General features: G+C 35.3%; 26 protein-coding genes. 15 read left to right on the forward strand and 11 right to left on the reverse strand.

The genetic code is table 11. The features are described from left to right. Positions 1–8: 8 nt before the first annotated feature. Positions 9–383 carry a 5-carboxymethyl-2-hydroxymuconate Delta-isomerase gene (locus RFH42_RS04200; RefSeq protein WP_308974328.1) on the forward strand — a complete coding sequence of 125 codons (375 nt, stop codon included), beginning with the start codon at positions 9–11 and terminating at the stop codon, positions 381–383. Positions 384–466: 83 nt separating this feature from the next. Here the strand turns inward: RFH42_RS04200 and RFH42_RS04205 are convergent, their stop codons facing one another. Next, positions 467–772 (reverse strand): Rieske (2Fe-2S) protein, encoded by a 306-nt coding sequence (locus RFH42_RS04205; protein ID WP_308974621.1) that lies wholly within the window; start codon positions 770–772, stop codon positions 467–469. 29 nt (positions 773–801) lie between these two features. Next, complete coding sequence (locus RFH42_RS04210; RefSeq protein WP_308974329.1) at positions 802–1,797, reverse strand: adenosine kinase; 996 nt, start codon at positions 1,795–1,797, stop codon at positions 802–804. A 312-nt stretch (positions 1,798–2,109) separates the two neighbouring features. On the opposite strand from RFH42_RS04210, the gene RFH42_RS04215 reads away from it, so the two are divergent. Both RFH42_RS04215 and RFH42_RS04220 read left to right on the forward strand, forming a co-directional pair. Beyond that, entirely contained in the window at positions 2,110–5,052 is a 2,943-nt protein-coding gene (locus RFH42_RS04215) for an insulinase family protein (protein ID WP_308974330.1), read from the forward strand. A 13-nt stretch (positions 5,053–5,065) separates the two neighbouring features. Then, positions 5,066–6,232: a phospholipase A gene (locus RFH42_RS04220; protein WP_308974331.1), complete on the forward strand. Its 1,167-nt coding sequence runs from the start codon at positions 5,066–5,068 to the stop codon at positions 6,230–6,232. Positions 6,233–6,276: 44 nt separating this feature from the next. Here RFH42_RS04220 and RFH42_RS04225 read toward each other — a convergent pair whose 3' ends face one another. Genes RFH42_RS04225 through tusD form a run of 4 tightly spaced genes read right to left on the reverse strand, consistent with a single transcriptional unit; the run spans position 6,277 to position 7,696 of the window. Then, entirely contained in the window at positions 6,277–6,588 is a 312-nt protein-coding gene (locus RFH42_RS04225; RefSeq protein ID WP_308974332.1) for a TusE/DsrC/DsvC family sulfur relay protein, read from the reverse strand. Positions 6,589–6,633: 45 nt separating this feature from the next. Continuing rightward, positions 6,634–6,927, reverse strand: coding sequence for a hypothetical protein (locus RFH42_RS04230; RefSeq protein ID WP_308974333.1), 294 nt, complete (start codon positions 6,925–6,927; stop codon positions 6,634–6,636). Positions 6,928–6,933: 6 nt separating this feature from the next. Next, entirely contained in the window at positions 6,934–7,284 is a 351-nt protein-coding gene (locus tag RFH42_RS04235) for a hypothetical protein (protein ID WP_308974334.1), read from the reverse strand. A 43-nt stretch (positions 7,285–7,327) separates the two neighbouring features. Continuing rightward, entirely contained in the window at positions 7,328–7,696 is a 369-nt protein-coding gene (tusD, locus tag RFH42_RS04240; protein WP_308974335.1) for a sulfurtransferase complex subunit TusD, read from the reverse strand. Positions 7,697–7,767: 71 nt separating this feature from the next. Between tusD and RFH42_RS04245 the strand changes: the two genes are divergently transcribed. The 8 genes from RFH42_RS04245 to RFH42_RS04280 all read left to right on the forward strand — a co-directional run bounded on the left by RFH42_RS04245 (position 7,768) and on the right by RFH42_RS04280 (position 15,390). Then, a complete protein-coding gene (locus tag RFH42_RS04245; RefSeq protein ID WP_308974336.1) occupies positions 7,768–8,766 on the forward strand; it encodes an NAD-dependent epimerase/dehydratase family protein in 999 nt (332 codons plus the stop codon). A 122-nt stretch (positions 8,767–8,888) separates the two neighbouring features. Further along, complete coding sequence (fumC, locus tag RFH42_RS04250; RefSeq protein ID WP_308974337.1) at positions 8,889–10,283, forward strand: class II fumarate hydratase; 1,395 nt, start codon at positions 8,889–8,891, stop codon at positions 10,281–10,283. A 200-nt stretch (positions 10,284–10,483) separates the two neighbouring features. Further along, positions 10,484–11,143 carry a haloacid dehalogenase-like hydrolase gene (locus RFH42_RS04255; RefSeq protein ID WP_374990816.1) on the forward strand — a complete coding sequence of 220 codons (660 nt, stop codon included), beginning with the start codon at positions 10,484–10,486 and terminating at the stop codon, positions 11,141–11,143. Between the two features lie 264 nt (positions 11,144–11,407). Beyond that, entirely contained in the window at positions 11,408–11,911 is a 504-nt protein-coding gene (locus RFH42_RS04260; RefSeq protein ID WP_308974339.1) for a hypothetical protein, read from the forward strand. A 292-nt stretch (positions 11,912–12,203) separates the two neighbouring features. Next, a complete protein-coding gene (locus tag RFH42_RS04265) occupies positions 12,204–12,665 on the forward strand; it encodes a DUF2946 domain-containing protein (protein ID WP_308974622.1) in 462 nt (153 codons plus the stop codon). Between the two features lie 142 nt (positions 12,666–12,807). Next, positions 12,808–14,265 carry a cytochrome ubiquinol oxidase subunit I gene (locus RFH42_RS04270; RefSeq protein WP_308974340.1) on the forward strand — a complete coding sequence of 486 codons (1,458 nt, stop codon included), beginning with the start codon at positions 12,808–12,810 and terminating at the stop codon, positions 14,263–14,265. After that, on the forward strand, positions 14,262–15,266 hold the full coding sequence (gene cydB / locus RFH42_RS04275) for a cytochrome d ubiquinol oxidase subunit II (protein ID WP_308974341.1): 1,005 nt from the start codon (positions 14,262–14,264) through the stop codon (positions 15,264–15,266). The genes RFH42_RS04270 and cydB overlap by 4 nt, the downstream gene beginning before the upstream one ends. A 13-nt stretch (positions 15,267–15,279) precedes the next feature. Continuing rightward, positions 15,280–15,390 (forward strand): DUF2474 domain-containing protein, encoded by a 111-nt coding sequence (locus RFH42_RS04280; RefSeq protein WP_308974342.1) that lies wholly within the window; start codon positions 15,280–15,282, stop codon positions 15,388–15,390. A 79-nt stretch (positions 15,391–15,469) separates the two neighbouring features. Here the strand turns inward: RFH42_RS04280 and RFH42_RS04285 are convergent, their stop codons facing one another. Further along, entirely contained in the window at positions 15,470–16,102 is a 633-nt protein-coding gene (locus tag RFH42_RS04285; protein ID WP_308974344.1) for a DUF805 domain-containing protein, read from the reverse strand. Between the two features lie 274 nt (positions 16,103–16,376). Between RFH42_RS04285 and RFH42_RS04290 the strand changes: the two genes are divergently transcribed. Further along, on the forward strand, positions 16,377–17,075 hold the full coding sequence (locus RFH42_RS04290) for a histidine phosphatase family protein (protein ID WP_374990811.1): 699 nt from the start codon (positions 16,377–16,379) through the stop codon (positions 17,073–17,075). 692 nt (positions 17,076–17,767) lie between these two features. Here the strand turns inward: RFH42_RS04290 and RFH42_RS04295 are convergent. Together RFH42_RS04295 and RFH42_RS04300 are read right to left on the reverse strand one after the other, a co-directional pair. Next, complete coding sequence (locus RFH42_RS04295) at positions 17,768–18,187, reverse strand: hypothetical protein (RefSeq protein WP_308974347.1); 420 nt, start codon at positions 18,185–18,187, stop codon at positions 17,768–17,770. A 4-nt stretch (positions 18,188–18,191) separates the two neighbouring features. Then, a complete protein-coding gene (locus tag RFH42_RS04300) occupies positions 18,192–18,440 on the reverse strand; it encodes a hypothetical protein (protein ID WP_308974348.1) in 249 nt (82 codons plus the stop codon). Positions 18,441–18,561: 121 nt separating this feature from the next. On the opposite strand from RFH42_RS04300, the gene RFH42_RS04305 reads away from it, so the two are divergent. Both RFH42_RS04305 and RFH42_RS04310 read left to right on the forward strand, forming a co-directional pair. Further along, positions 18,562–18,756, forward strand: coding sequence for a hypothetical protein (locus tag RFH42_RS04305; RefSeq protein WP_308974350.1), 195 nt, complete (start codon positions 18,562–18,564; stop codon positions 18,754–18,756). A 319-nt stretch (positions 18,757–19,075) separates the two neighbouring features. Next, a complete protein-coding gene (locus RFH42_RS04310; RefSeq protein ID WP_308974351.1) occupies positions 19,076–19,585 on the forward strand; it encodes a YfbU family protein in 510 nt (169 codons plus the stop codon). A 186-nt stretch (positions 19,586–19,771) separates the two neighbouring features. Here RFH42_RS04310 and RFH42_RS04315 read toward each other — a convergent pair whose 3' ends face one another. Beyond that, positions 19,772–20,191: a hypothetical protein gene (locus RFH42_RS04315; protein WP_308974352.1), complete on the reverse strand. Its 420-nt coding sequence runs from the start codon at positions 20,189–20,191 to the stop codon at positions 19,772–19,774. 4 nt (positions 20,192–20,195) lie between these two features. Continuing rightward, positions 20,196–20,444, reverse strand: a complete 249-nt coding sequence (locus RFH42_RS04320; protein ID WP_308974348.1) for a hypothetical protein — start codon at positions 20,442–20,444, stop codon at positions 20,196–20,198. 121 nt (positions 20,445–20,565) lie between these two features. Between RFH42_RS04320 and RFH42_RS04325 the strand changes: the two genes are divergently transcribed. After that, positions 20,566–20,760 (forward strand): hypothetical protein, encoded by a 195-nt coding sequence (locus RFH42_RS04325; RefSeq protein WP_308974350.1) that lies wholly within the window; start codon positions 20,566–20,568, stop codon positions 20,758–20,760. The last annotated feature ends 50 nt before the right edge of the window (positions 20,761–20,810 follow it).

The following is a 20,810-nucleotide window of genomic DNA, read 5'->3' on the forward strand; positions in this document are numbered from 1 at the left end:
AGGATGTTATGCCGCATGTACATGTTGAGTATTCAGCCAATATTGAAGCATTAGATAAGATTGCTTTACTTAATGATATTAATCAGGCACTGATCTCGACAGGTCTGGTAAAGGCTGAAGATGTAAAGACGAGAATTACTGCAAATTCAGATTATTTGATTGGTCTTGCAGGAGCATCATCTGAACACGCATATATTCATGTTCAATTGGCTATTTTATCTGGTCGGACTGAAGCAGATAAGGCATTGTTACAAGATCAAGTCTTAAAGGCATTACACCAGTTTAAAGCAAGCCCTCATCTTCACTTACAGGTACAACTCAGTAGTGAATTGATTGAGATGTCAAAGGTGCTTTACCGCAAAGCGGTCATAGAAATAGCCTAAGCATATTTATAAAACAAATTGCTTTAAAAAAAGCACCCTATTTCATAATAATTAGGGTGCTTTTTTATGGTTTTTAATATCTCTTAATCAAGATAAATTCCACCATCAGAATGGACTTTAATATTGATTTTATTGAGTGAATCACCCATGCATGGGCCAGCAATACATTCACCGGTTTCTACATTGAATAATGCGCCGTGTGTAGAGCATTCTATATATTCTTGATCTTGATCAAGAAATTGGTTTTCTAAAAACTCAAGTTCTGTTTGTAGATGTGGGCAAAGGTTTTGGTAAGCATAAAATACTCCATCACGTTGAGTAATGAACATGGTGCTACCATCTTCAGTATCAAAGCTTCTGGCTTCACGCTCTGGAATATCTTCGGTCATGCAAATCTTTGTCATACTGAAACCTTATTTTATAGAGAATTTTGCTTTAACAACTTAGCATAGTCTGCTAAATCTAAACGTGGCCCATATTGTGCAACCACTTCACTAGAGATTAACACAGCAAGTTCTGCAGCACTTTGTAAACTTTGACCAGCATTAAGCGCATAGATAAAAGCACCTGCAAAGGCATCACCAGCACCATTAGTATCAACAGCTTCCACTTTACGGCCATCAACTTTAAACTGTTGATTTTCTGTAGCGATAATAGCACCGTGTGGTCCTAAGGTAATGACAACAGTTTGGCTATGTGTTTTTAATTGGCTAAGTGCTGCGGTGAGATCTTCTGTTTCGGTGTACATCTTTGCTTCTTGTTCATTACAGAATAATAAATCCACACCATCACCAAGCATTTCATCTAAACCTGTACGTGCATATTGCACCATGGCAGGGTCAGAAAGTGTAAGCGCAATTTTGACCTGATGTTGTTTGGCCAATTGGCGTGCTTGTGATACTGCAGCGCGAGCCGAATCACTTGAAGAAAGGTAGCCCTCAATATAGAGCCATTTCGATTGGGTTAACGGGCTAAAGTCGATTTGTACATCTGAAAGTTCAGCTGTTGTGCCTAAGAAGGTTTGCATGGTGCGTTCAGAGTCTTCACTAATAAGTACCATACAGGTGCCTGTAACACCTGTACTCAATGATTTTTCTGAAGTTTTAATATTCGCTTCGTGTAGTCCTTTTAAATAAATTTCTCCAAGGTGGTCATGACCAACACGACATGCATAAAAAGCATGTCCACCTAAAGCACTAAAGGCAACAGTGGTATTTGCAGCAGAGCCGCCAGAGGCTTGACCTTTATATTGTTGTGTAGATGTCAAACTTTGATGGAGTTTTATTTGTGTGTCCGCATCTGCAAGTTGCATAGTGCCTTTTTGCAAATCATGTTGCTGAAGAAACTGTTCGTCGATTCTAAACTCCTGATCAATGAGCGCATTTCCAATCGCAAAAAGGTCAACTGTTGCCATGTTTATTCATCACATTTAAATTAAAAAAACAAAGTTTACACCAATGCTCAGCTTTTCTGTAGTGAGCTGAATTAAATTCAATCTATTGATATTTATATTAACACTTATTTCATTGTTGAATGTGCATCATCATCTTCGGATTTGGCTTGTATGTCATAGATTTTAATAAAAATAGGGTGAAATAGCCTAAGTAAAAATTGTATTTCAACAATTAAGGATACAAACACAAAATAGAAATGCGAAACTATCGTAATAACAGCATAACTATAGTTATAATGCGGACTGCTTAAATATTTTTTACAAGGAGATGACATGACTGTCGATGTTACTGAAACAATCCAAAATACAATTCACCCTGCGTTTCAGTTGCTGCGTCAACATCATGTAGAAGCTTTAGACCTTCATGTTGCACAATATCAACATAAGGCCACTGGAGCGGTTCATTATCACTTGTCCTCTGAAAGTGACGAAAATGTTTTTCTTGTCGCATTTCGTACCCAACCCATGGACTCTAAAGGTGAGGCACATATTTTAGAGCATACAGTGTTATGTGGTTCGGAGAAATTCCCAGTTCGAGATCCGTTCTTTATGATGATTCGCCGTTCATTAAATACGTTTATGAACGCTTTTACCGCAGCAGATTGGACAGCGTATCCATTTGCAACACAAAATAAAAAGGATTTTAATAACTTATTAGAAGTTTATCTTGATGCCGTTTTTGCAGCGAATCTAAATCCACTGGATTTTGCACAAGAAGGTATTCGTGTTGAACTTGAAGATGGGCATCCTGTATATAAAGGTGTAGTCTTCAATGAAATGAAGGGAGCAATGAGTGCACCTTCAGACCAGTTGTATCATCAACTGGCACATCACTTATTTCCAAAGACAACTTATCATTATAATTCTGGTGGTGATCCTAAACATATTCCTGAACTCAGTTATGATGAGTTATTGGCCTTTTATCGTAGCCATTATCATCCAAGTAATGCCATTTTTATGACCTTTGGCAATCAATCGGTTTATGAATTACAACAACAGTTTGAACAATTGGCATTACATAAATTTGATCGTGGCGAAACGATTTACTCAGTAGCGGAACAACGCCTGACTGCACCAATTGAAGTTACAGAAACCTATGCTCTAGATGCAGAAGATTTAAAAGACAAAACTTATCACATGTTGTCATGGCTATTACCTGAATCGAGTGATATCAAATTACGTTTGGGTATGCGTTTAGTTGAAGGGATTTTACTTGAAAACTCAGCTTCTCCACTGCGTCATTATTTAGAAACTTGTGATTATGCTCAATCTACTGGCCCAATTATGGGGGTAGATGATTCAAATTTTGAAATGACTTTCTATTGTGGTGTTCAAGGCTCAAATCCTGAACATGCTCAACGCTTTAAGGATGGTGTTTTAGATGTTCTAAAACAAGTTGCTGAAAAACCTGTTAACCCTGAAATGGTTGAGGCGATCTTACATCAAATTGAACTCCATCAACGTGAGATTAATGGTGATGGTACGCCTTATGGCTTAACATTGATTTTAAATGGATTAGGTAGTGCAATTCACCACAGTGACCCGATCGCAGTGTGGGATGTAGATGCTGCCATTGCTGCAGTAAAACAAGAGTTGCAAGATCCAATGTGGTTGTCGAATTTGATCAAAACACATTTGCTTGATAATCCACATCGTGTGCAAATGACTTTAGTGCCAGATGCAAATAAAACAGCCCAAGATCTAGCAGAAGAGCAACAACGTCTAGCGGATATTAATGCAACTTTAACTGAAGAAGATCGAAAAGAAATCAATGAAAAAGCATTAGCTTTACAAAAACGTCAAGATTCTGTTGATGATATGGAGTTATTGCCTAAAGTTGGTTTGGAAGATGTGCCTGCAGACTTAAATATTGCTCAAGGTCAATTGCGTGAAATTATTTGTAATAATATGGATACGCCTTTACATCTTTATCATGCTGGTACGAATGGTCTGTACTACCAACAAGTTTTAATTAAAATTCCTGAGGATGTGTTGCAGTCTCCTTATTTCAATTTGTTATCAATACTCATGGGTGAAGTAGGTGCAGGCCAATATAACTACCTAGAGTTACAACAGCTACAAACTGCAGTTAGTGGTGGCATTGGAATGGGGGCTAGTTTACGTAGTGGTGTGGATGACAAAGGTACAATTAGTGCTTGGTTAACACTTACTACGAAATCTTTGGCTCATAAAATGGATGCAATTGAGTTGCTTAAATTGGCATTTGAGCAGTTAAGGTTAGATGAAAAAGATCGTATTTTAGAGCTATTACAACAGCGTAAAACACGTTGGGCATCACGTATCTCTGGTGCTGGACATAGTTATGCAATGCAAATTGCATCTCGTCAAATGAGTGCTTTAGCGCGCCGTGATTATCACAATACGGGGTTAGGTGCATTAAATTGGTTAAGTGATTTAGTACAAAATATTGAACAAGATCAGGATGCTTATGAGCATTTGATAACTGAATTAACGGCTATACATCAATTATTATTGCAAGCACCTAAACAGTTTCTGTTGGTATGTGAAGAACATCATTCTGAACAACTGATGGATGAGGTTCAGAAAGTTTGGGATAAATTACAAGTTACTAATGAGCCAGTGCAGTTAAGCACAACCATTGTAGATGATCATACTGCAGATGAGGCATGGCTAATTCAATCTAATGTGCAATTCTGCGCTTCAGCCTATCCAGCTGTAGCAATAGCACATCCTGACGCTACAGCACTCATGGTTTTGGCAGTATATTTACGTAATGGTTATCTACATAGCGCAATTCGTGAAAAGGGTGGAGCATATGGTGGTGGAGCAAGCTATGATGGTAATGCTTGTTCTTTCCGCTTCTATAGCTATAGAGATCCACGTTTAGCTGAAACCTTCCAAGATTTTGAGGCCAGTATTCATTGGTTGATGAATACTGAGCAACAGGCTTATCAACTTGAAGAAGCTATTCTTGGATTGGTTTCAAGTATGGATAAGCCTGGTTCACCAGCGGGTGAAGCTATTGGTTCATGTTATGCCTTATTACATGGTCGTCGTCCTGCATTTAGAAAACAAATGCGTGAGCGTTTATTGCAAGTGACGCTAGAGGATATTAAACGTGTTGCAAAACAATATCTGATCGATCAGAATCCGACAAAAGCAGTTGTTGCACCTATTGCAAAAAAACAATTGTTAAGTGATTTAGGATTTAATATTAAGCAAGTTAAGTCATAATAATGGGGCATATATGTTGTTCAGGTCGTTGCAATATAACAAACTCAAACTGAGTATTGTCAGCTTACTCGGTTGTGGTGTATTGAGCCAGGTGCATGCTGAGGAATTGCTACACAAGCAATATAATCCTAGCAGTGCACAGGCCTGTGCAGCATTAGAAGCTAATGCAGATCGATTATCATGCTACGACACTTTGTTTAAAATACCAGATGTTCAAAGAACAGCTTTGGTATCTGAGCGTGTAGCAGCTATTGATCTTGAAAAAGATGCACCAGTAAGTGAAAAGAAAGGGGTTACCGCAGCAATTGGAAAGAGTTTGAGTGGACTTTTTGCTGTAGAGGGGCCTCATTTTGATACAAACTCATCTTTATTAGATAAGCGTTGGGAACTGTCAGAAGGAAGTAAGCTAGGAACGTGGAATATTCGAGCCCATCAACCTGTTTATTTATTACCTGTCTTTTGGACCAGTAATAAAAATGAACGCCCACACAGCCCAAATCCTGATAATACAGTATCAGCAGAAGAGTCACAGCATTTAGATTCAACCGAATCAAAATTCCAAATTTCTTTAAAAGCTAAGGCTTGGGAAAATATTTTTGGTGATAATGGTGACTTATGGATTGGATATACTCAATCATCACGTTGGCAGGTTTATAACGAAGAAGAGTCTCGCCCATTTCGAGAAACCAATTATGAACCTGAAGCGAGCTTAATGTTTCGAACTAATTATGAAATTATGGGGCTAAATGGTCGTTTACTTGGTGTAACTTTTAATCATCAATCAAATGGTCGTTCCGATCCATTCTCTCGTAGTTGGAATCGTGTCATGCTTAACTTAGGTTTTGAAAAAGACAACTTTGCCATGATGATTCGTCCTTGGTATCGTATTGAAGAAAACTTCAAAGATGATAATAACCCTGATATTAAGGATTATATAGGTCGTGGCGATTTAACAACTTTTTATCGTTGGAATGATCATGAGTTTAACCTGTTATTGCGACATTCACTCAGAGGAGGGAGCCGCTCTCATGGTGCAGCGCAATTCGATTGGTCTTTTCCTATAAAGGGTAAATTACGTGGTCATTTCCAGTTGTTTGATGGTTATGGAGAAAGTCTAATTGATTATAATCAGCGAGCAACTTATGTTGGCTTAGGTGTTTCTCTAATGGGCTTATATTAGTTAACCCTTTAAAAACACTATAGATGTCTACAGATTATTATCTGTTATAAGCAATTCGCAGGCTTGGGTAGCCCAGCAAGTCGACTTAAATGACGAGCAACCAAGCCTGTATTAAATCTTTCTTGTAGTAGGGCATTATTCAATTCAGGATCAACTGTCTTAATCAAATATTTAATCAATGCACGTGTAGTCGGTGAGTGCCCAAATTGTTGATAAAATTGTCTAACAGCTAAGAGTATTTGCATATGCCAGTCACTCAGTTCCAATGTGAGTGTTTTAGCAAGTTCCTGAGCAATTTTCTCATTCCAAATAGTGTAATCAATTAAGTGACCATCTTGATCAAGTTCTATATTCATGAAATAGCCTAAGCGAAGTAAATGGATAAATAAAAAAATTTCAAATTATTTAAAACTAATGCAACGTGTATAATCTAAAATTAAATCAGCAAAATCAGAAGAAGTTAAAGCTTTAATATGTGGGGGAGGAATATCCTCACTAAGTAAATCAATTTCACTTTCTAAAATAAAAATACGCGATTTTTTTATCAATAAATCATGAAAACAATGAAGAACTGCATCACCCATCAACACAATACTATCATTTTGGCTATAAATCGTTTCAATACGCTCAATAACTGATTTTGTTTTTTCATAATCAGATTGAACCAAATATAAGGTTTTGTTTGATGCGGTCATTTACTACTACCAATACAAGACATAATCAAAAGATTGAATAAACTCACTATTAACATCAACGAACTCAAATTCTTGTGTAGACTGAGTTACAAATGGATGATGTTTATCACTATTCTGTATCAACACTGGTGTTAAATCATAGAATTCGAAACTTTCAACAAGCTGCGATGCTGCTTTAAATGCGTGTTTTAAACTATCGAAACTACATTCAGATTTTAATAAACTTAGACCTGCATCTTGAATTAATACGCTGACTTTACACCCAAAAGTAGCTAAAACCATAGTTGCAGAAATACTTTCGTGGATATTTAAACCAGTTAAATTGGATTGGGTTAATACAATAAGCACAGTACGCACACAATTCGCCTTTTAAAAGCAACAATATATTAAATATTAAGACTTAGAATCTAACCAAACGGTCAGTTATTTGAATTGCTTCAGCCAATTCACCAAGTCCAACTAATTCAAAACCAGGAGCAAGATTATTTGAAGATATTTGATGCCTTTTGGCATTTTCATGATCTGTGATACCTCTAGCAAGAGCAGCACTCACACAGACAGGAAGTCGAATACCCAGTTTAGCCCACTCATGGCTCAAGTTACGCTGATCGTCAGGAACCCACTGTAATTGATTTGCGACACAGACGCCATCTTGATAGAAAAAAACACGAACTTCTTGTTTTTTTTCTATTAATGACTGAACAAGTGTATAGGCATGCCAAGCATGGATAGAGCTTGGTGCTGATGTAATAAGAACTAGAGTACTCATAGTGTATTCACAACATGGACTAGCATAATTGAAGAGTTATTTAGAAAACATAAGAAATAGGAAATTAAACAATGATTTTAATCACTGGTGGCTTAGGATATATCGGTTCGCATGTGGCATTAAGCTTATTAGCTCAAAGACAGGAAATCGTTATTATTGATAACCTTGCCAATGCAAGTTTGGAAATTTTGGAGCGGTTAGAATACATTTCAAGAATGTATATTCCTTTTGCCAAAATTGATATTCGTAATACACCTGCATTAAACAAGATTTTTGAACAATATTCAATTGATACAGTGGTTCACACGGCGTCTTTTAAATCACTTGAAGAATCAAATTTAAAGCCATTAGAATATTATAATGATAACGTAAGTTGCATCATGAGCTTATTGCGTTCAATGCAAAGGACAGGCGTTCGAAGTCTTGTACAACTCTCTAGTCTAACTGTATATGGGCAATCCAGTTTAGAATTAAATGAAGAATTAAAATTCAATTATGCCTATCCCAATCCCTACATAAAATCGCAACAGATGATTGAAGAAATTATCCGTGATACTTTTAAAACAGATAATGAATGGAGGATTGCAATGTTGCGTTTAGGCAATGTTGCAGGTGCTTTTGAACATGGTATTTTGGGTGAGGTAATCACACCATTACCCAAAAATATTATTCCACTCACAATGCAAGTTGCATCCATGCAACGAGAAGCAATTGAGTTACAACGATTTGCAAAGACAGCAGATCAAACAGTAGAACGAAGTTTTGTTCATGTCCTTGATGTATGTGATTCTGTGTTAGCAAGTATTCAGTGGTTACACCAACAAACAAATGTTTGTGAAGCCTTTGATATTGCAAATGAAGTTAGTTCTATTCAGTCATTATTAGACACCATTTCTACTGTAACTCAGTCAAATATAAAAACAATCGAGCCAAGTTACGCTACTGTCACATTGGATCAGATTGGTTCAAATAGCCATAAAGCAGAAAGCCTACTTAATTGGAAAGCCCAACGTCCAATTCAAAAAATGATTGAAGATGAGTGGAACTATTATCGCAATACAATTAAATGATACTGATTATCATTTACTATCTCTCGATATTTGATTAATATGGTGATTATTTTATAAGATCGGCTTATGCTTGATTTTGTTGTATAAATAGTAATCATGATCAAATCATCGCTGAGGTAGTTATGCAAACACGTATTGAACACGACACTATGGGTGAGGTGGAAGTACCAAGCCAAGCATTGTGGGGTGCTCAGACCCAACGTAGTATCCAAAATTTTAAAATTGGCAATGAGCATCTTCCACGACCTTTAATTCGTGCAATGGGCCTTGTAAAAAAAGCAGCGGCTATAACGAATGCGGAACTACAGCAAATTCCACAAGATTTGTCTCAACATATAGTTGCTGCAGCAGATGAAGTCATTGCAGGGCAATGGGATGAACAATTTCCTCTAGTGATTTGGCAAACAGGTTCTGGTACACAGAGCAATATGAATTGCAATGAAGTCATTGCTAATATTGCAAATCAGAAATTAGGAAATCCTTTAGGTTCACAACATCCAATTCACCCCAACGATCATGTCAATCGTGCTCAATCTACCAATGACTCATTTCCGACAGCAATACATGTTGCGGCAAGTTTGCATATACATGAATTATTAATTCCAGCAGTACAAAAACTAAAAGAAACGCTCAAGCAAAAATCAATTGATTTTACCGACATTGTAAAAATTGGCCGTACACATTTACAAGATGCAACACCATTAACATTGGGACAAGAATTTAGTGCCTATGTTACTCAGTTAGAATATGGTTTAAACCGTATTGATCAGGCTTTGCAATGGTTGTATGAGCTACCTTTGGGTGGCACAGCGGTTGGAACAGGATTAAACACACACCCAGATTATGCTGTTAATGCAGCTAATCAATTAAAAAATATTACTGGTATAAATTTTACTACGGCGCCTAATAAGTTCGAAGCACTGGCTGCGCGTGATGCCATTGTATTTGCTTCTGGTGCATTAAAAACTTTAGCTGCAAGTCTAAATAAAATTGCCAATGATATTCGTTGGTTAGCAAGTGGACCTCGCTGTGGTTTTGGTGAAATTTCTATTCCAGAAAATGAGCCAGGTTCAAGTATTATGCCTGGCAAAGTAAACCCAACTCAGTGTGAAGCGATGACTATGGTTGTAGCCCAAGTTATGGGAAATGATACAACGATTGGCTTTGCTGGTGCAGCGGGTAATTTTGAGTTAAATGTTTATATGCCTGTTTTGGCCTATAACTTATTACAGTCCATTCAACTATTGGGTGATGCGTGTAATAGTTTCAACGAACATTGTGCAGTGGGAATTGAACCTAATCACGAAAAGATAAACTACTTTTTGCATAATTCACTCATGTTAGTAACAGCATTGAATCCTGTGATTGGTTATGAAAATGCTGCAAAAGTGGCAAAAACAGCATATAAACAAGGGAAAACTTTAAAACAAGTAGCTGTTGAATTGGGATTGGTAACGGCTGAACAGTTTGATGCTGTAGTACAGCCTGAGAAAATGGTTCACCCTAATAGTAATTAATACTATATTCTTAATTTAAAACTCGTTTTATCGTATAGAGGCCTAAATTTAGGCCTTTTATACGATGTTAGCTTATATGAAAGATATTTAGTCTTCATATGTGTATCCTTTTACCTATCTCAGACATGTATAATTTAGTTTTTTAGCAATTGGGAGGCTAAATTTTGAATAAATTGCTTTGATTCTTAAAGGATATACAAATCATGGATATTGTCGTTTTTGATCTAGATGGCACGTTATTGTCAACAGACTCTACAAAAACGTGGTTAGTAAAACAATTAAAATCTCATCCACTTAGGTTTATAGCTGCTGTCTTTATTTCACCTATAGCATTACCTTTAATGAAATTTAAGAAATATAAATCAAAAGGTGCTTCATTATTTTTATGGATTGCTACTTTTGGATTAAATAAAAATCAACTAGAAGAAAGATTTACATCATTTTCAATTGAACTTAAGAAAAATGCTACTCCTGAGATTTATTGGTTCAAAGAGGGTGTTACTACACTCGAATCACATGTAAAAGCCAATAGAAAAATTATAATCGCAACTGCTGCACCAGAATTGCTGGCTTCTGCACTATTACAATCTATCAATGTTGATGTAACTGTTATCGGAACACCTTTACAAAAGAGAGCTGGGGGATGGATTGGCGGCGTTCACTGTCGGCATGAGGAAAAGCTTAGACGATTAGAACGCATAGGTATAAGTTCTCAATGGTTAGCGACATATACTGATGATATAACAGAAGATTATCCGATTTTAATAAATAGTAAGAATCCCTATTTAATCAATAGTAGCAATAAGCAAAAAGAAGCAAGTCATAACCTTAAAAACTTACATTATTTGGAATGGCATTAATGTGATGTTGGTGAAATCTGACAATTTAGTAATAGGAAAATATACACATAGCTAAATCTATGGATTTAATATCAAGCCTTTGGAGAGAATTGATTAAAAAATTAAGTATGCTCTCCTGATTAAAAGGGCTTTTGCATTGAATAAAATGTCATAATTGCTAAAATGCATTTTTAATTTTTTAGGGTTTTATGTTTATTTTGCATTTATTTTGCGAGATAAAAAATAAACCATTAAAATACATATAGTTACTCAAGGTTTCCATCAATGCTCGATATATATTTAACAGATGTTCAAAACAAAGTGCAATTTAGTGATTATCCTGGTGAGCATCCAGTTAAATTTATTTTAAATTTTAAAAAAATTTTTCCTAGTGTCATGGAGCTATTACTGCCTGTTTTACCTGAAGATGAAAACCTTGATTCAATGAGTTGGGAATCAACTACACATGATTTCGCAATATTTCAAAAGTTATTACAGGGTTGGGGAGTCATTGAGCTACGTTTGAATGCATTGAGTCAATATAAAGATCGAGCTTATGCAGACGCTTTAGTAAAAAAGGCAAATACAAAACGACAATTATTTAAAAAAACGCAATCAAAATTATCAAGTATAGAATTAGATTATCTATTTATGCATGAAGTTCACGGACTCATTGATTCAGATCTCATAGATTTGGGTGAAAAATTTTACTTACCTATTCTTCGCGGACTTTGGCAAGACCTTGTGTCCGAACAAGTGTTATATGCTAAATTTGATCATGTAATCTAAGTTTTTGTACAAACTAACAAATTGATCTAAATGAAGATTATTAAAAGACCAGTTGTTTCTGGTCTTTTTTATGTTCTAAATGCTAGGTGCTTGAATTTTAGACAAAAGAATCTGAAAACTAAAATTTATTAGTAAAATCATTCTTTTTTAATGCAGAAGTACTGGAAAAATATTATAAATTAATCCTACAATAGAGCTTGGTTATTTACACTGTGTAGAAGCCAATCAGGTGTTCAATCTGTACTGTTTTTCTAAAAATCATGCAGATTCACTTTCAGTTGAGATCGTCATCTTGCTAAGAACCAGTGGAATACTGCTCGCTTTAGCGACAGTTCTATTACAGTTCGCTGTTTTTTTACAGCCTTTATTGCCGGAGCAATATCAAATCGCACCGGTCTGTGAATTAATTTCTCAGGTTATTAAAGCTAAAAAAACATCGCAAGATCATAATAACGATTCATCAGAACAGCATTCCGTCATACATCATGATTTAAAACACTTAAATATCTCTCAAGATCATTCATCTTCTGGTCATAGTCATCATGACCTGACCCATCAATGTCAATATTGCACTATCTACGGCAATTTACATCTGCCACCTGAGATTGATCTCAAAGAGATTCTTGTTCGTATTCAAGTCCGTTTATTGGCTTATAGTGAAAGCTTTAAGCATATCTACTTTGAGTTACAACGACTTTATTTGCTACCACAAGGTAGGGCTCCCCCCAACACTCTACAGCTATCTATCGTTTAATTTTCGATTTATTTCACATTGTAGAGTGAGCAAATATGCAAACTTATTTTAAGCATTGCCAAAAGCAGTGCTGTGAGGCTGTGCACATCAAAAACAGCAATAATCAACAAGTATGTTTAATTCAACATTGCGAGGTCTACCCATGAATTTAGGTATGACAGCACTTGAGTTAGCACGTATTCAATTTGCTTTTACTGTTTCTTTTCATATTGTGTTCCCAGCTATTTCAATTGGGCTTGCAAGTTTTCTTGCTGTAATAGAATGGCGTTGGTTAAAAACCAATGATCCTGTTTACCGGGACTTATTTAAATACTGGGCTAAAATTTTTGCTATTGCTTTTGGTATGGGCGTTGTTTCTGGTGTCGTTATGAGCTACCAGTTTGGAACAAATTGGAGTGAATTTTCCCGAATAGCTGGGAGCGTGACAGGACCATTATTAACTTATGAGGTACTAAGTGCTTTCTTCTTAGAGGCAGGGTTCTTAGGGGTTATGTTGTTTGGATGGGGAAGAGTTGGTCCAAGAGCACATTTCTTTGCAACACTAATGGTCGCTATTGGTACTTGTATTTCAATGTTCTGGATACTTTCTTCGAACAGTTGGATGCAAACACCTCAGGGATTTAGTTTTGAAAATGGCATTATTGTTCCTCAAGATTGGTTTGCCATTGTATTTAACCCTTCATTTCCATATCGACTTGCACACATGGCAGCAGCAGCATTTTTAGTTTCTGCTTTACTTGTACTTGCAATTTCTGCATGGCATTTGCTTAAAGGGCGTCGAGATAAACTTGTTAAGACCTCATTTTCTATGGCGTTATGGTTACTCCTTATTCTAGCTCCTTTGCAAATTTTCATTGGTGATATGCATGGCTTGAATACTTTGAAGCATCAACCAGCAAAACTTGCAGCAGTAGAAGGTCACTGGGAAACAAATAAAGAGGGTGGAATGCCGCTTTATCTATTTGGCATTCCAGATATGCAAGCAGAAGAAACAAAATATGCCATTGGTATTCCTAATCTTGGCAGTCTGATCATGACACACACAATGAATGGTGAGGTCAAAGGATTAAAAGAATTTGAACCGGAAGATCGTCCTAATTCTACGGTAGTATTTTGGAGCTTCCGTATCATGGCTGGTCTTGGTGTGTTAATGATTTTATTGGCATTGTTAGGATTATTATTACGTAAAAATCAAAAGCTTTATGAACATAAAGGCTTACAGCGTTTTGCGGTACTCATGGGACCATCAGGATTTATTGCATTACTTGCTGGATGGTTTACAACAGAAGTTGGTCGTCAGCCTTGGTTGGTTTATGGAGTATTGCGTACCAAAGATGGTTTATCTCCAGTTTCTGCAGAACAAGTTGGTTTGAGCCTAATCCTTTTTGTCGTGGTTTATTGTGTGGTTTTTGGCATTGGAATTTATTACATGTTCAAAGTTATGCATAAGGGACCTGAATTCTTTTATGCACAATCAGAATTGCATGCTGATAGTGAAGTTATTCAAGCATCAAAACGTCCATTAAGTAGTGTAGAGGATGAACTTGATAGTTCAAATGAATCAAAACCTACAACTCATTCGCAGGAGCATGACAAATGATTGATTTATCATTAATTTGGGTGGTAATCATTGCGATCGGTGTGTTGATTTATGTAGTTCTTGATGGTTTTGATCTTGGTATTGGTATTTTATTTCCATTTGTAAAAGGTCAGCAAGAACGTGATGTGATGATGAATACTGTTGCTCCAGTTTGGGATGGCAACGAGACCTGGATGGTACTGGGTGGTGCCGCATTATATGCTGCATTTCCATTAGTATATGCTACTGTACTATCTGCGCTGTATATGCCAATTATTATGATGCTCATTGCCTTAATCTTTCGTGGCGTTGCATTTGAGTTTCGATTTAAGGCAAATAAATCTAAGCATTGGTGGGATAAAGCATTCATTGGTGGTTCTATCTTAGCAAGCTTTTTTCAAGGTGTAATTTTAGGTGCATATATTCAGGGGATTAAGGTTGAAAATGGGGTATATGCAGGTGGTGGACTAGACTGGTTAAGTTCTTTTAGTTTATTTACTGGTGTTGGTGTGGTGGTATTATACGCTGCGCTAGGTTGTGGATGGTTGATTTTTAAAACTGAAGCTTCAATCCAAGAAACCATGTATAAATTAATGCCAAAATTGATCATTGTATTATTAGTCATATTTGCTTGTGTCAGTATCTATACACCAATATTACAACCTCAAATTGCAGAACGTTGGTTTAGTCAACCTCAGTTGATGTATTTTAGTCCAGTACCAATTTTAGTTGTACTATTTACAGTACTTACTTTGCGTGCATGTAAACTGCGTCAGGAATTAAGCCCTTTTATATATACTTTAGCTTTGGTATTCCTTGCTTATACTGGTTTCATTATTAGTTTATGGCCTTATATTATTCCACCGTCCGTTACTATTTGGGAGGCAGCTTCACCTTTAAGCAGTCAGCTTTTTGCTTTAATTGGTGCCTTACTTCTTATTCCAATTATTCTAATCTATACAGGTTTATCTTATTGGGTGTTTAGAGATAAAGTGCGTATTGGTGATGAAGGCTACCACTAATTAAGGTGTAATAATGAAAAAATCGGAATTAAAGTGGTTTACTTTCCTATGGCTTGCTGGTGTACTGGTTTTATTTGTTATAGCAGGAGCATTTCGTTTAATGGTTCAACTTGCATACCAATAAGTAAAGTCATCTAATTGATAAGATAAATGGCCTAACTTAAAAGTTAGGCCATTTTAGTAAATGCTATAAAGAAGATAAATTAAATGGTTGGCTCACTTGCAGGAGCATCGTTTTCAATTGAAGATTGATCCAATTGTATTGAGTTTTCGGTTAAACCATTTTGTTGTAAATCATTATATTGAGTCATCAATGCTGCGGAAAAAGTTAATGCTCCAATATACAATACAAAGATTGTTGCAAGAAAAATACAGTATAAAATACCAATAAGTTTCTCAGTTTGCTCGGTAATTCTCACTGGACCATAGTTATTCGTAGCTTGAGTACCAGGAGCTAACATAAGGTAGAAGCCAAAAATAATGTTAACTATAGGCAGTAAGAAAAGTAAGCATAACCAACCACTTTTATTTAGATCATGTAGACGTCTAATACTAACAATAATGCTCAATACAGCTGCACCAATGATCACAATAATAAGGGCTATTAATGTAATAACTCCAAGTCCAGTTCCAATATAATCTTGAATACCAACAGCTTCACCATTATAAGTGGCAACTGTGATTAGACCTAGTAGGGTAACAACTACAAGTGCGCAACTGTATAGTACGCTAGTAATGAATAACCAAGCTAAGTAAGATAAGCGACCGAATCTTCCATGAACAGAATATGGAAAATCTTTTGTTGATTGTATGTCTTGACTAGTATTTTGAATCATAGTTTTTTCCGTAAATTGGATAAATATTTTGATTGAAATAAATATAGGTAGGTATGTATATAACTTAGATATTTTAAACAAATGGATAGTTAATGTGTAGTTAAAATATTAATGTGCATGACAGAAAATATTTTGGTGCCAACATATATTCTTGTTTATAGAATTCATAATATTTACATTTATTGTTAAACTCTATGAAGAATCCAATAAACCAGCATTAACTTATTTATAATTAAAGGATATTTTTTATGATCAGATATACGACAAGGAGTTGGTGTTGACTATTATTTATCTCATTCGTCATGGTCAAGCTTCTTTTGGCCAAGAAAATTATGATCAATTGTCTGTAAAAGGGGAAATGCAATCAAAAATATTGGGGCAACATTTATCACAAATTATTAATAGTACTCCATTGGTTATTTCTGGTTCCATGCGGCGTCATCAACAAACTGCGAGTTTAGCCTTGCAACAATTTTCTCAATTCAACATGCATATTGATTCTGCTTGGAATGAATTTGATCATCAGCAAATTTTTGCTTTATATAATGCTCGGTTTGCAAATCCAGAATTAATTAAAAAAGACATTGCAACTGCTGAAAACCCAAAAACATTTATGATGGAGATATTCACCGCAGCAATGATGCGTTGGATAAGTACCGAATATGATCATCAATATACTGAATCATGGTGTGAATTTAAGCAACGTGTCGATCAAGCATTAATAAATCTTTCCCAATTGCTAAATCAGTATCCATCTAAACATGTAGCAATCTTCAGTTCAGGTGGTGTTATTTCTTTAGTCATTGCTAAATTGCTAAATTTAGATTTCAATCAAACTGCAGATCTCATTTGGAAAATTAGTAATGCAAGTATTACAACACTAAAATTTGTTGATCAGCAATTTGAGTTATTAACAATGAATGAATATCACTACTTAGAGCAAGCTGATGAGCAACTAGCGACTTGGGTATAGTGATTTATCATCCTTTTATTAAATGAAAAATAACTTATACGAGGGTTATCCCTAGAGTTGTCCGCAAAATTTGTGGATTACTCACAATCTATTCAAATTTATTTAAAACACTAACATATTGAAATTAAATAACTTAGTGTTGGTTTTTATGCTTTTAAAAGAAAATCGTTTAATAAGTGATCGTCAGCATAAAGATAAACTGAGAAAAGTAGTAGTGTAAGAAAAAAGGCAAGCAAAGATGAAATGAGATTTTCTCAGATACTATTAGAAATTATTTGTTGTCGAAAATTTAATAAAGAAGTGAGGTGTAGAATAAAATTCTGTGGTAACCATCTAGACTGTTGGATTCTAATTGAAATTTTGAAGTTATTAAATGTAGTGATTCTTATACATCAAAGTTGGACTAAAACCATAGAATTAATCTGAATAGTGATATCTATTGCAGCTTGCTTGAAAGTGCTCAGACAACGACAACTAGCAATATGATAATCATACATTGTATTTAGAATTTATATAGATTTCGCATAATGTATATTATGTTAAATAGAATATCCAAGACTGTGGCCTACACAACACTGTTTGTTGCCACAGCTCAGTAACGTGATGATCTACGATTATACATCACGTTACTGAGTATCCTAATGAACATAATATAAGTTATGCAGAAATCAGACCGCTACTCGACTTGCGTATTAGTCCAAGCCTACGCAAGTCTGCGTGGCTATGACCTCTATGTCTGGGTACATGATGCAGATTTGGTCAATCGTTTCCCGCATATTATAAATTGGGGTTTGAGAACCTTTCTGAGTTGGATGTACCGTATTTTTCAGTACATTGGCTATTTTATGTTCAAATGTTTGAATGACTGAATTGTCTTTGGGTTGCTTCTGTTTTTTAGTGATGAGTTGCTGACAATGGTTTAGTTTGTTTTGAACAACACCATTTAGGAAATCTTTTAGATTTTGGTAAACACCGAAATTAATTTCTGAATAAGTCGCAGCTAAGACAATTGCATCCATGATGAATTGTGATTGTTCATAGACTTCTGACAGTTGATGAGTATTTTTATCGAAGTCTTGGATTTTATTAATCAGCTCCCATGCCTTGTCCATCACCCTACTCTCCTAAATATTCACGAATTTCAGCATTGGCTTTTTTATAGGTTTCTAAGTGGGCATCAATCAGTGAATAGTCATACGACCAGTCACTTGCCACCACTGCCAAATGCTTAAGGCATCTTTCTGTAGATTCAGCAGGACAACATACGTCTAGGCATGGATGGCCATGTTCAGCAACAATTTTGGCAACTTGATTGAAAGCAGCCTGAATGAAATCGAGATGATTTTGGAACGCTATAGCAGTCATAGTTACCTTATTTAAAAGTTACCAATTTACATTTAGGATTAAATCATTTTAAAAGTAACTTTACAACTTTAAATTAAGTTTAAAATAAAACTAAGTTACTTTTTAACGTGGAATCAAAGTTATGGCTAAGGTTTATAAAATTCGAGATGACGAAGTTGACAGCATCAAAGAATCTTTGATGAAGTTCGTCATTGAGAAAAAAGTTTTAATGAAAGAATCTGATGTAATTCATGCTCTTATCAAGTATCACCTTAAGAATCTAAAGGCTGATGAAGTTATAAAATATCGCGAAGAAGTACTTGATAAGATAGATTAATCTAGATTCAAACCACCAATGAACCTATGCCCTGTTCGAGAGTATTCATTAATGTTTAAAGGGTGGCAAATTGGGATAAATCTTTAAAAACCAATATGATATATATTGGATATACAAGATATATAGTCTTGCAATGCAAGATATATAATTTTGTTTTTTGAAATCTTTTAAAAATAATGACTTAAGCTTTTTTGTTATCGAAATGTAAAAATGATAAGAGTCCACCATTAGATAACGTGGACTCTTTTTTGATTATGGTCTTGCAATTCAAAAAAAATACACCAATATAAGAATATTCAATTAATTAAATGAGTTATATATGTCAACTTTAGATAATCTTACAGATACAGAGCGTCTTATTCTCGCCAATCAATATGAAATATTAAGTAAACTTTCAGATAGTCAGTATGAAAAAGACGACTATAAGCAATTGTCGGATAATTATAGACATGGATATAAATGGCTATATAAAGAGCATTTTCAAGTTGTAAGTGATGTGCTGGATGATGCAGATACTAGCTTGGTAGTAGAAACATTAAGTTTATATAGGACTTTAAAAAATAATTATGATGATCTGACAGATAAGGCAGGAATTGATGAACATAAAATAACGTTCTTAGGATTCGATGGTAATAATGAAAGAAGATTAATGAATTTCACCAAAGCTTTAAAAGAAAATAATCGTTTTACTGAAATTATTGAAAAAGGCTTGATGAACTCTCACAGCCCTATGCGTCAGAAGTATCAAAAAATGTTAAATAAATGGAAGGAATTAGATAAAAAGGAAACTTTAACATTAGAAGAATTAATCTTCATTACTGATTACTAAGTTCATTCTGAAGTCGCATAACTTCATTTTATGTTAAATAGAATATCCAAGACTGTGGCCTACACAACACTGTTTGTTGCCACAGCTCAGTAACGTGATGATCTACGATTATACATCACGTTACTGAGTATCCTAATGAACATAATATAAGTTATGCAGAAATCAGACCGCTACTCGACTTGCGTATTAGTCCAAGCCTACGCAAGTCTGCGTGGCTATGACCTCTATGTCTGGGTACATGATGCAGATTTGGTCAATCGTTTCCCGCATATTATAAATTGGGGTTTGAGAACCTTTCTGAGTTGGATGTACCGTATTTTTCAGTACATTGGCTATTTTATGTTCAAATGTTTGAATGACTGAATTGTCTTTGGGTTGCTTCTGTTTTTTAGTGATGAGTTGCTGACAATGGTTTAGTTTGTTTTGAACAACACCATTTAGGAAATCTTTTAGATTTTGGTAAACACCGAAATTAATTTCTGAATAAGTCGCAGCTAAGACAATTTCATCCATGATGAATTGTGATTGTTCATAGACTTCTGTCAGTTGATGAGTATTTTTATCGAAGTCTTGGATTTTATTAATCAGCTCCCATGCCTTGTCCATCACCCTACTCTCCTAAATATTCACGAATTTCAGCATTGGCTTTTTTATAGGTTTCTAAGTGGGCATCAATCAGTGAATAGTCATACGACCAGTCACTTGCCACCACTGCCAAATGCTTAAGGCATCTTTCTGTAGATTCAGCAGGACAACATACGTCTAGGCATGGATGGCCATGTTCAGCAACAATTTTGGCAACTTGATTGAAAGCAGCCTGAATGAAATCGAGATGATTTTGGAACGCTATAGCAGTCATAGTTACCTTATTTAAAAGTTACCAATTTACATTTAGGATTAAATCATTTTAAAAGTAACTTTACAACTTTAAATTAAGTTTAAAATAAAACTAAGTTACTTTTTAACGTGGAATCAAAGTTATGGCTAAGGTTTATAAAATTCGAGATGACGAAGTTGACAGCATCAAAGAATCTTTGATGAAGTTCGTCATTGAGAAAAAAGTTTTAATGAAAGAATCTGATGTAATTCATGCTCTTATCAAGTATCACCTTAAGAATCTAAAGGCTGATGAAGTTATAAAATATCGCGAAGAAGTACTTGATAAGATAGATTAATCTAGATTCAAACCACCAATGAACCTATGCCCTGTTCGAGAGTATTCATT

Source organism: Acinetobacter rudis (genome assembly GCF_031157835.1).
In the GTDB taxonomy this organism is placed as follows: Bacteria; Pseudomonadota; Gammaproteobacteria; order Pseudomonadales; family Moraxellaceae; genus Acinetobacter; species Acinetobacter rudis_A.

Excerpts from the sequence above, each read along its gene's own strand:
- RFH42_RS04200 (WP_308974328.1), top strand. The coding sequence starts at position 9 with ATGCCGCATGTACATGTTGAGTATTCAGCCAATATTGAAGCATTAGAT.
- RFH42_RS04205 (WP_308974621.1), bottom strand. The coding sequence starts at position 772 with ATGACCGAAGATATTCCAGAGCGTGAAGCCAGAAGCTTTGATACTGAA.
- RFH42_RS04210 (WP_308974329.1), bottom strand. The coding sequence starts at position 1,797 with ATGGCAACAGTTGACCTTTTTGCGATTGGAAATGCGCTCATTGATCAG.
- RFH42_RS04215 (WP_308974330.1), top strand. The coding sequence starts at position 2,110 with ATGACTGTCGATGTTACTGAAACAATCCAAAATACAATTCACCCTGCG.
- RFH42_RS04220 (WP_308974331.1), top strand. The coding sequence starts at position 5,066 with ATGTTGTTCAGGTCGTTGCAATATAACAAACTCAAACTGAGTATTGTC.
- RFH42_RS04225 (WP_308974332.1), bottom strand. The coding sequence starts at position 6,588 with ATGAATATAGAACTTGATCAAGATGGTCACTTAATTGATTACACTATT.
- RFH42_RS04230 (WP_308974333.1), bottom strand. The coding sequence starts at position 6,927 with ATGACCGCATCAAACAAAACCTTATATTTGGTTCAATCTGATTATGAA.
- tusD (WP_308974335.1), bottom strand. The coding sequence starts at position 7,696 with ATGAGTACTCTAGTTCTTATTACATCAGCACCAAGCTCTATCCATGCT.
- RFH42_RS04245 (WP_308974336.1), top strand. The coding sequence starts at position 7,768 with ATGATTTTAATCACTGGTGGCTTAGGATATATCGGTTCGCATGTGGCA.
- fumC (WP_308974337.1), top strand. The coding sequence starts at position 8,889 with ATGCAAACACGTATTGAACACGACACTATGGGTGAGGTGGAAGTACCA.
- RFH42_RS04260 (WP_308974339.1), top strand. The coding sequence starts at position 11,408 with ATGCTCGATATATATTTAACAGATGTTCAAAACAAAGTGCAATTTAGT.
- RFH42_RS04270 (WP_308974340.1), top strand. The coding sequence starts at position 12,808 with ATGAATTTAGGTATGACAGCACTTGAGTTAGCACGTATTCAATTTGCT.
- cydB (WP_308974341.1), top strand. The coding sequence starts at position 14,262 with ATGATTGATTTATCATTAATTTGGGTGGTAATCATTGCGATCGGTGTG.
- RFH42_RS04280 (WP_308974342.1), top strand. The coding sequence starts at position 15,280 with ATGAAAAAATCGGAATTAAAGTGGTTTACTTTCCTATGGCTTGCTGGT.
- RFH42_RS04285 (WP_308974344.1), bottom strand. The coding sequence starts at position 16,102 with ATGATTCAAAATACTAGTCAAGACATACAATCAACAAAAGATTTTCCA.
- RFH42_RS04295 (WP_308974347.1), bottom strand. The coding sequence starts at position 18,187 with ATGGACAAGGCATGGGAGCTGATTAATAAAATCCAAGACTTCGATAAA.
- RFH42_RS04300 (WP_308974348.1), bottom strand. The coding sequence starts at position 18,440 with ATGACTGCTATAGCGTTCCAAAATCATCTCGATTTCATTCAGGCTGCT.
- RFH42_RS04305 (WP_308974350.1), top strand. The coding sequence starts at position 18,562 with ATGGCTAAGGTTTATAAAATTCGAGATGACGAAGTTGACAGCATCAAA.
- RFH42_RS04310 (WP_308974351.1), top strand. The coding sequence starts at position 19,076 with ATGTCAACTTTAGATAATCTTACAGATACAGAGCGTCTTATTCTCGCC.
- RFH42_RS04315 (WP_308974352.1), bottom strand. The coding sequence starts at position 20,191 with ATGGACAAGGCATGGGAGCTGATTAATAAAATCCAAGACTTCGATAAA.
- RFH42_RS04320 (WP_308974348.1), bottom strand. The coding sequence starts at position 20,444 with ATGACTGCTATAGCGTTCCAAAATCATCTCGATTTCATTCAGGCTGCT.
- RFH42_RS04325 (WP_308974350.1), top strand. The coding sequence starts at position 20,566 with ATGGCTAAGGTTTATAAAATTCGAGATGACGAAGTTGACAGCATCAAA.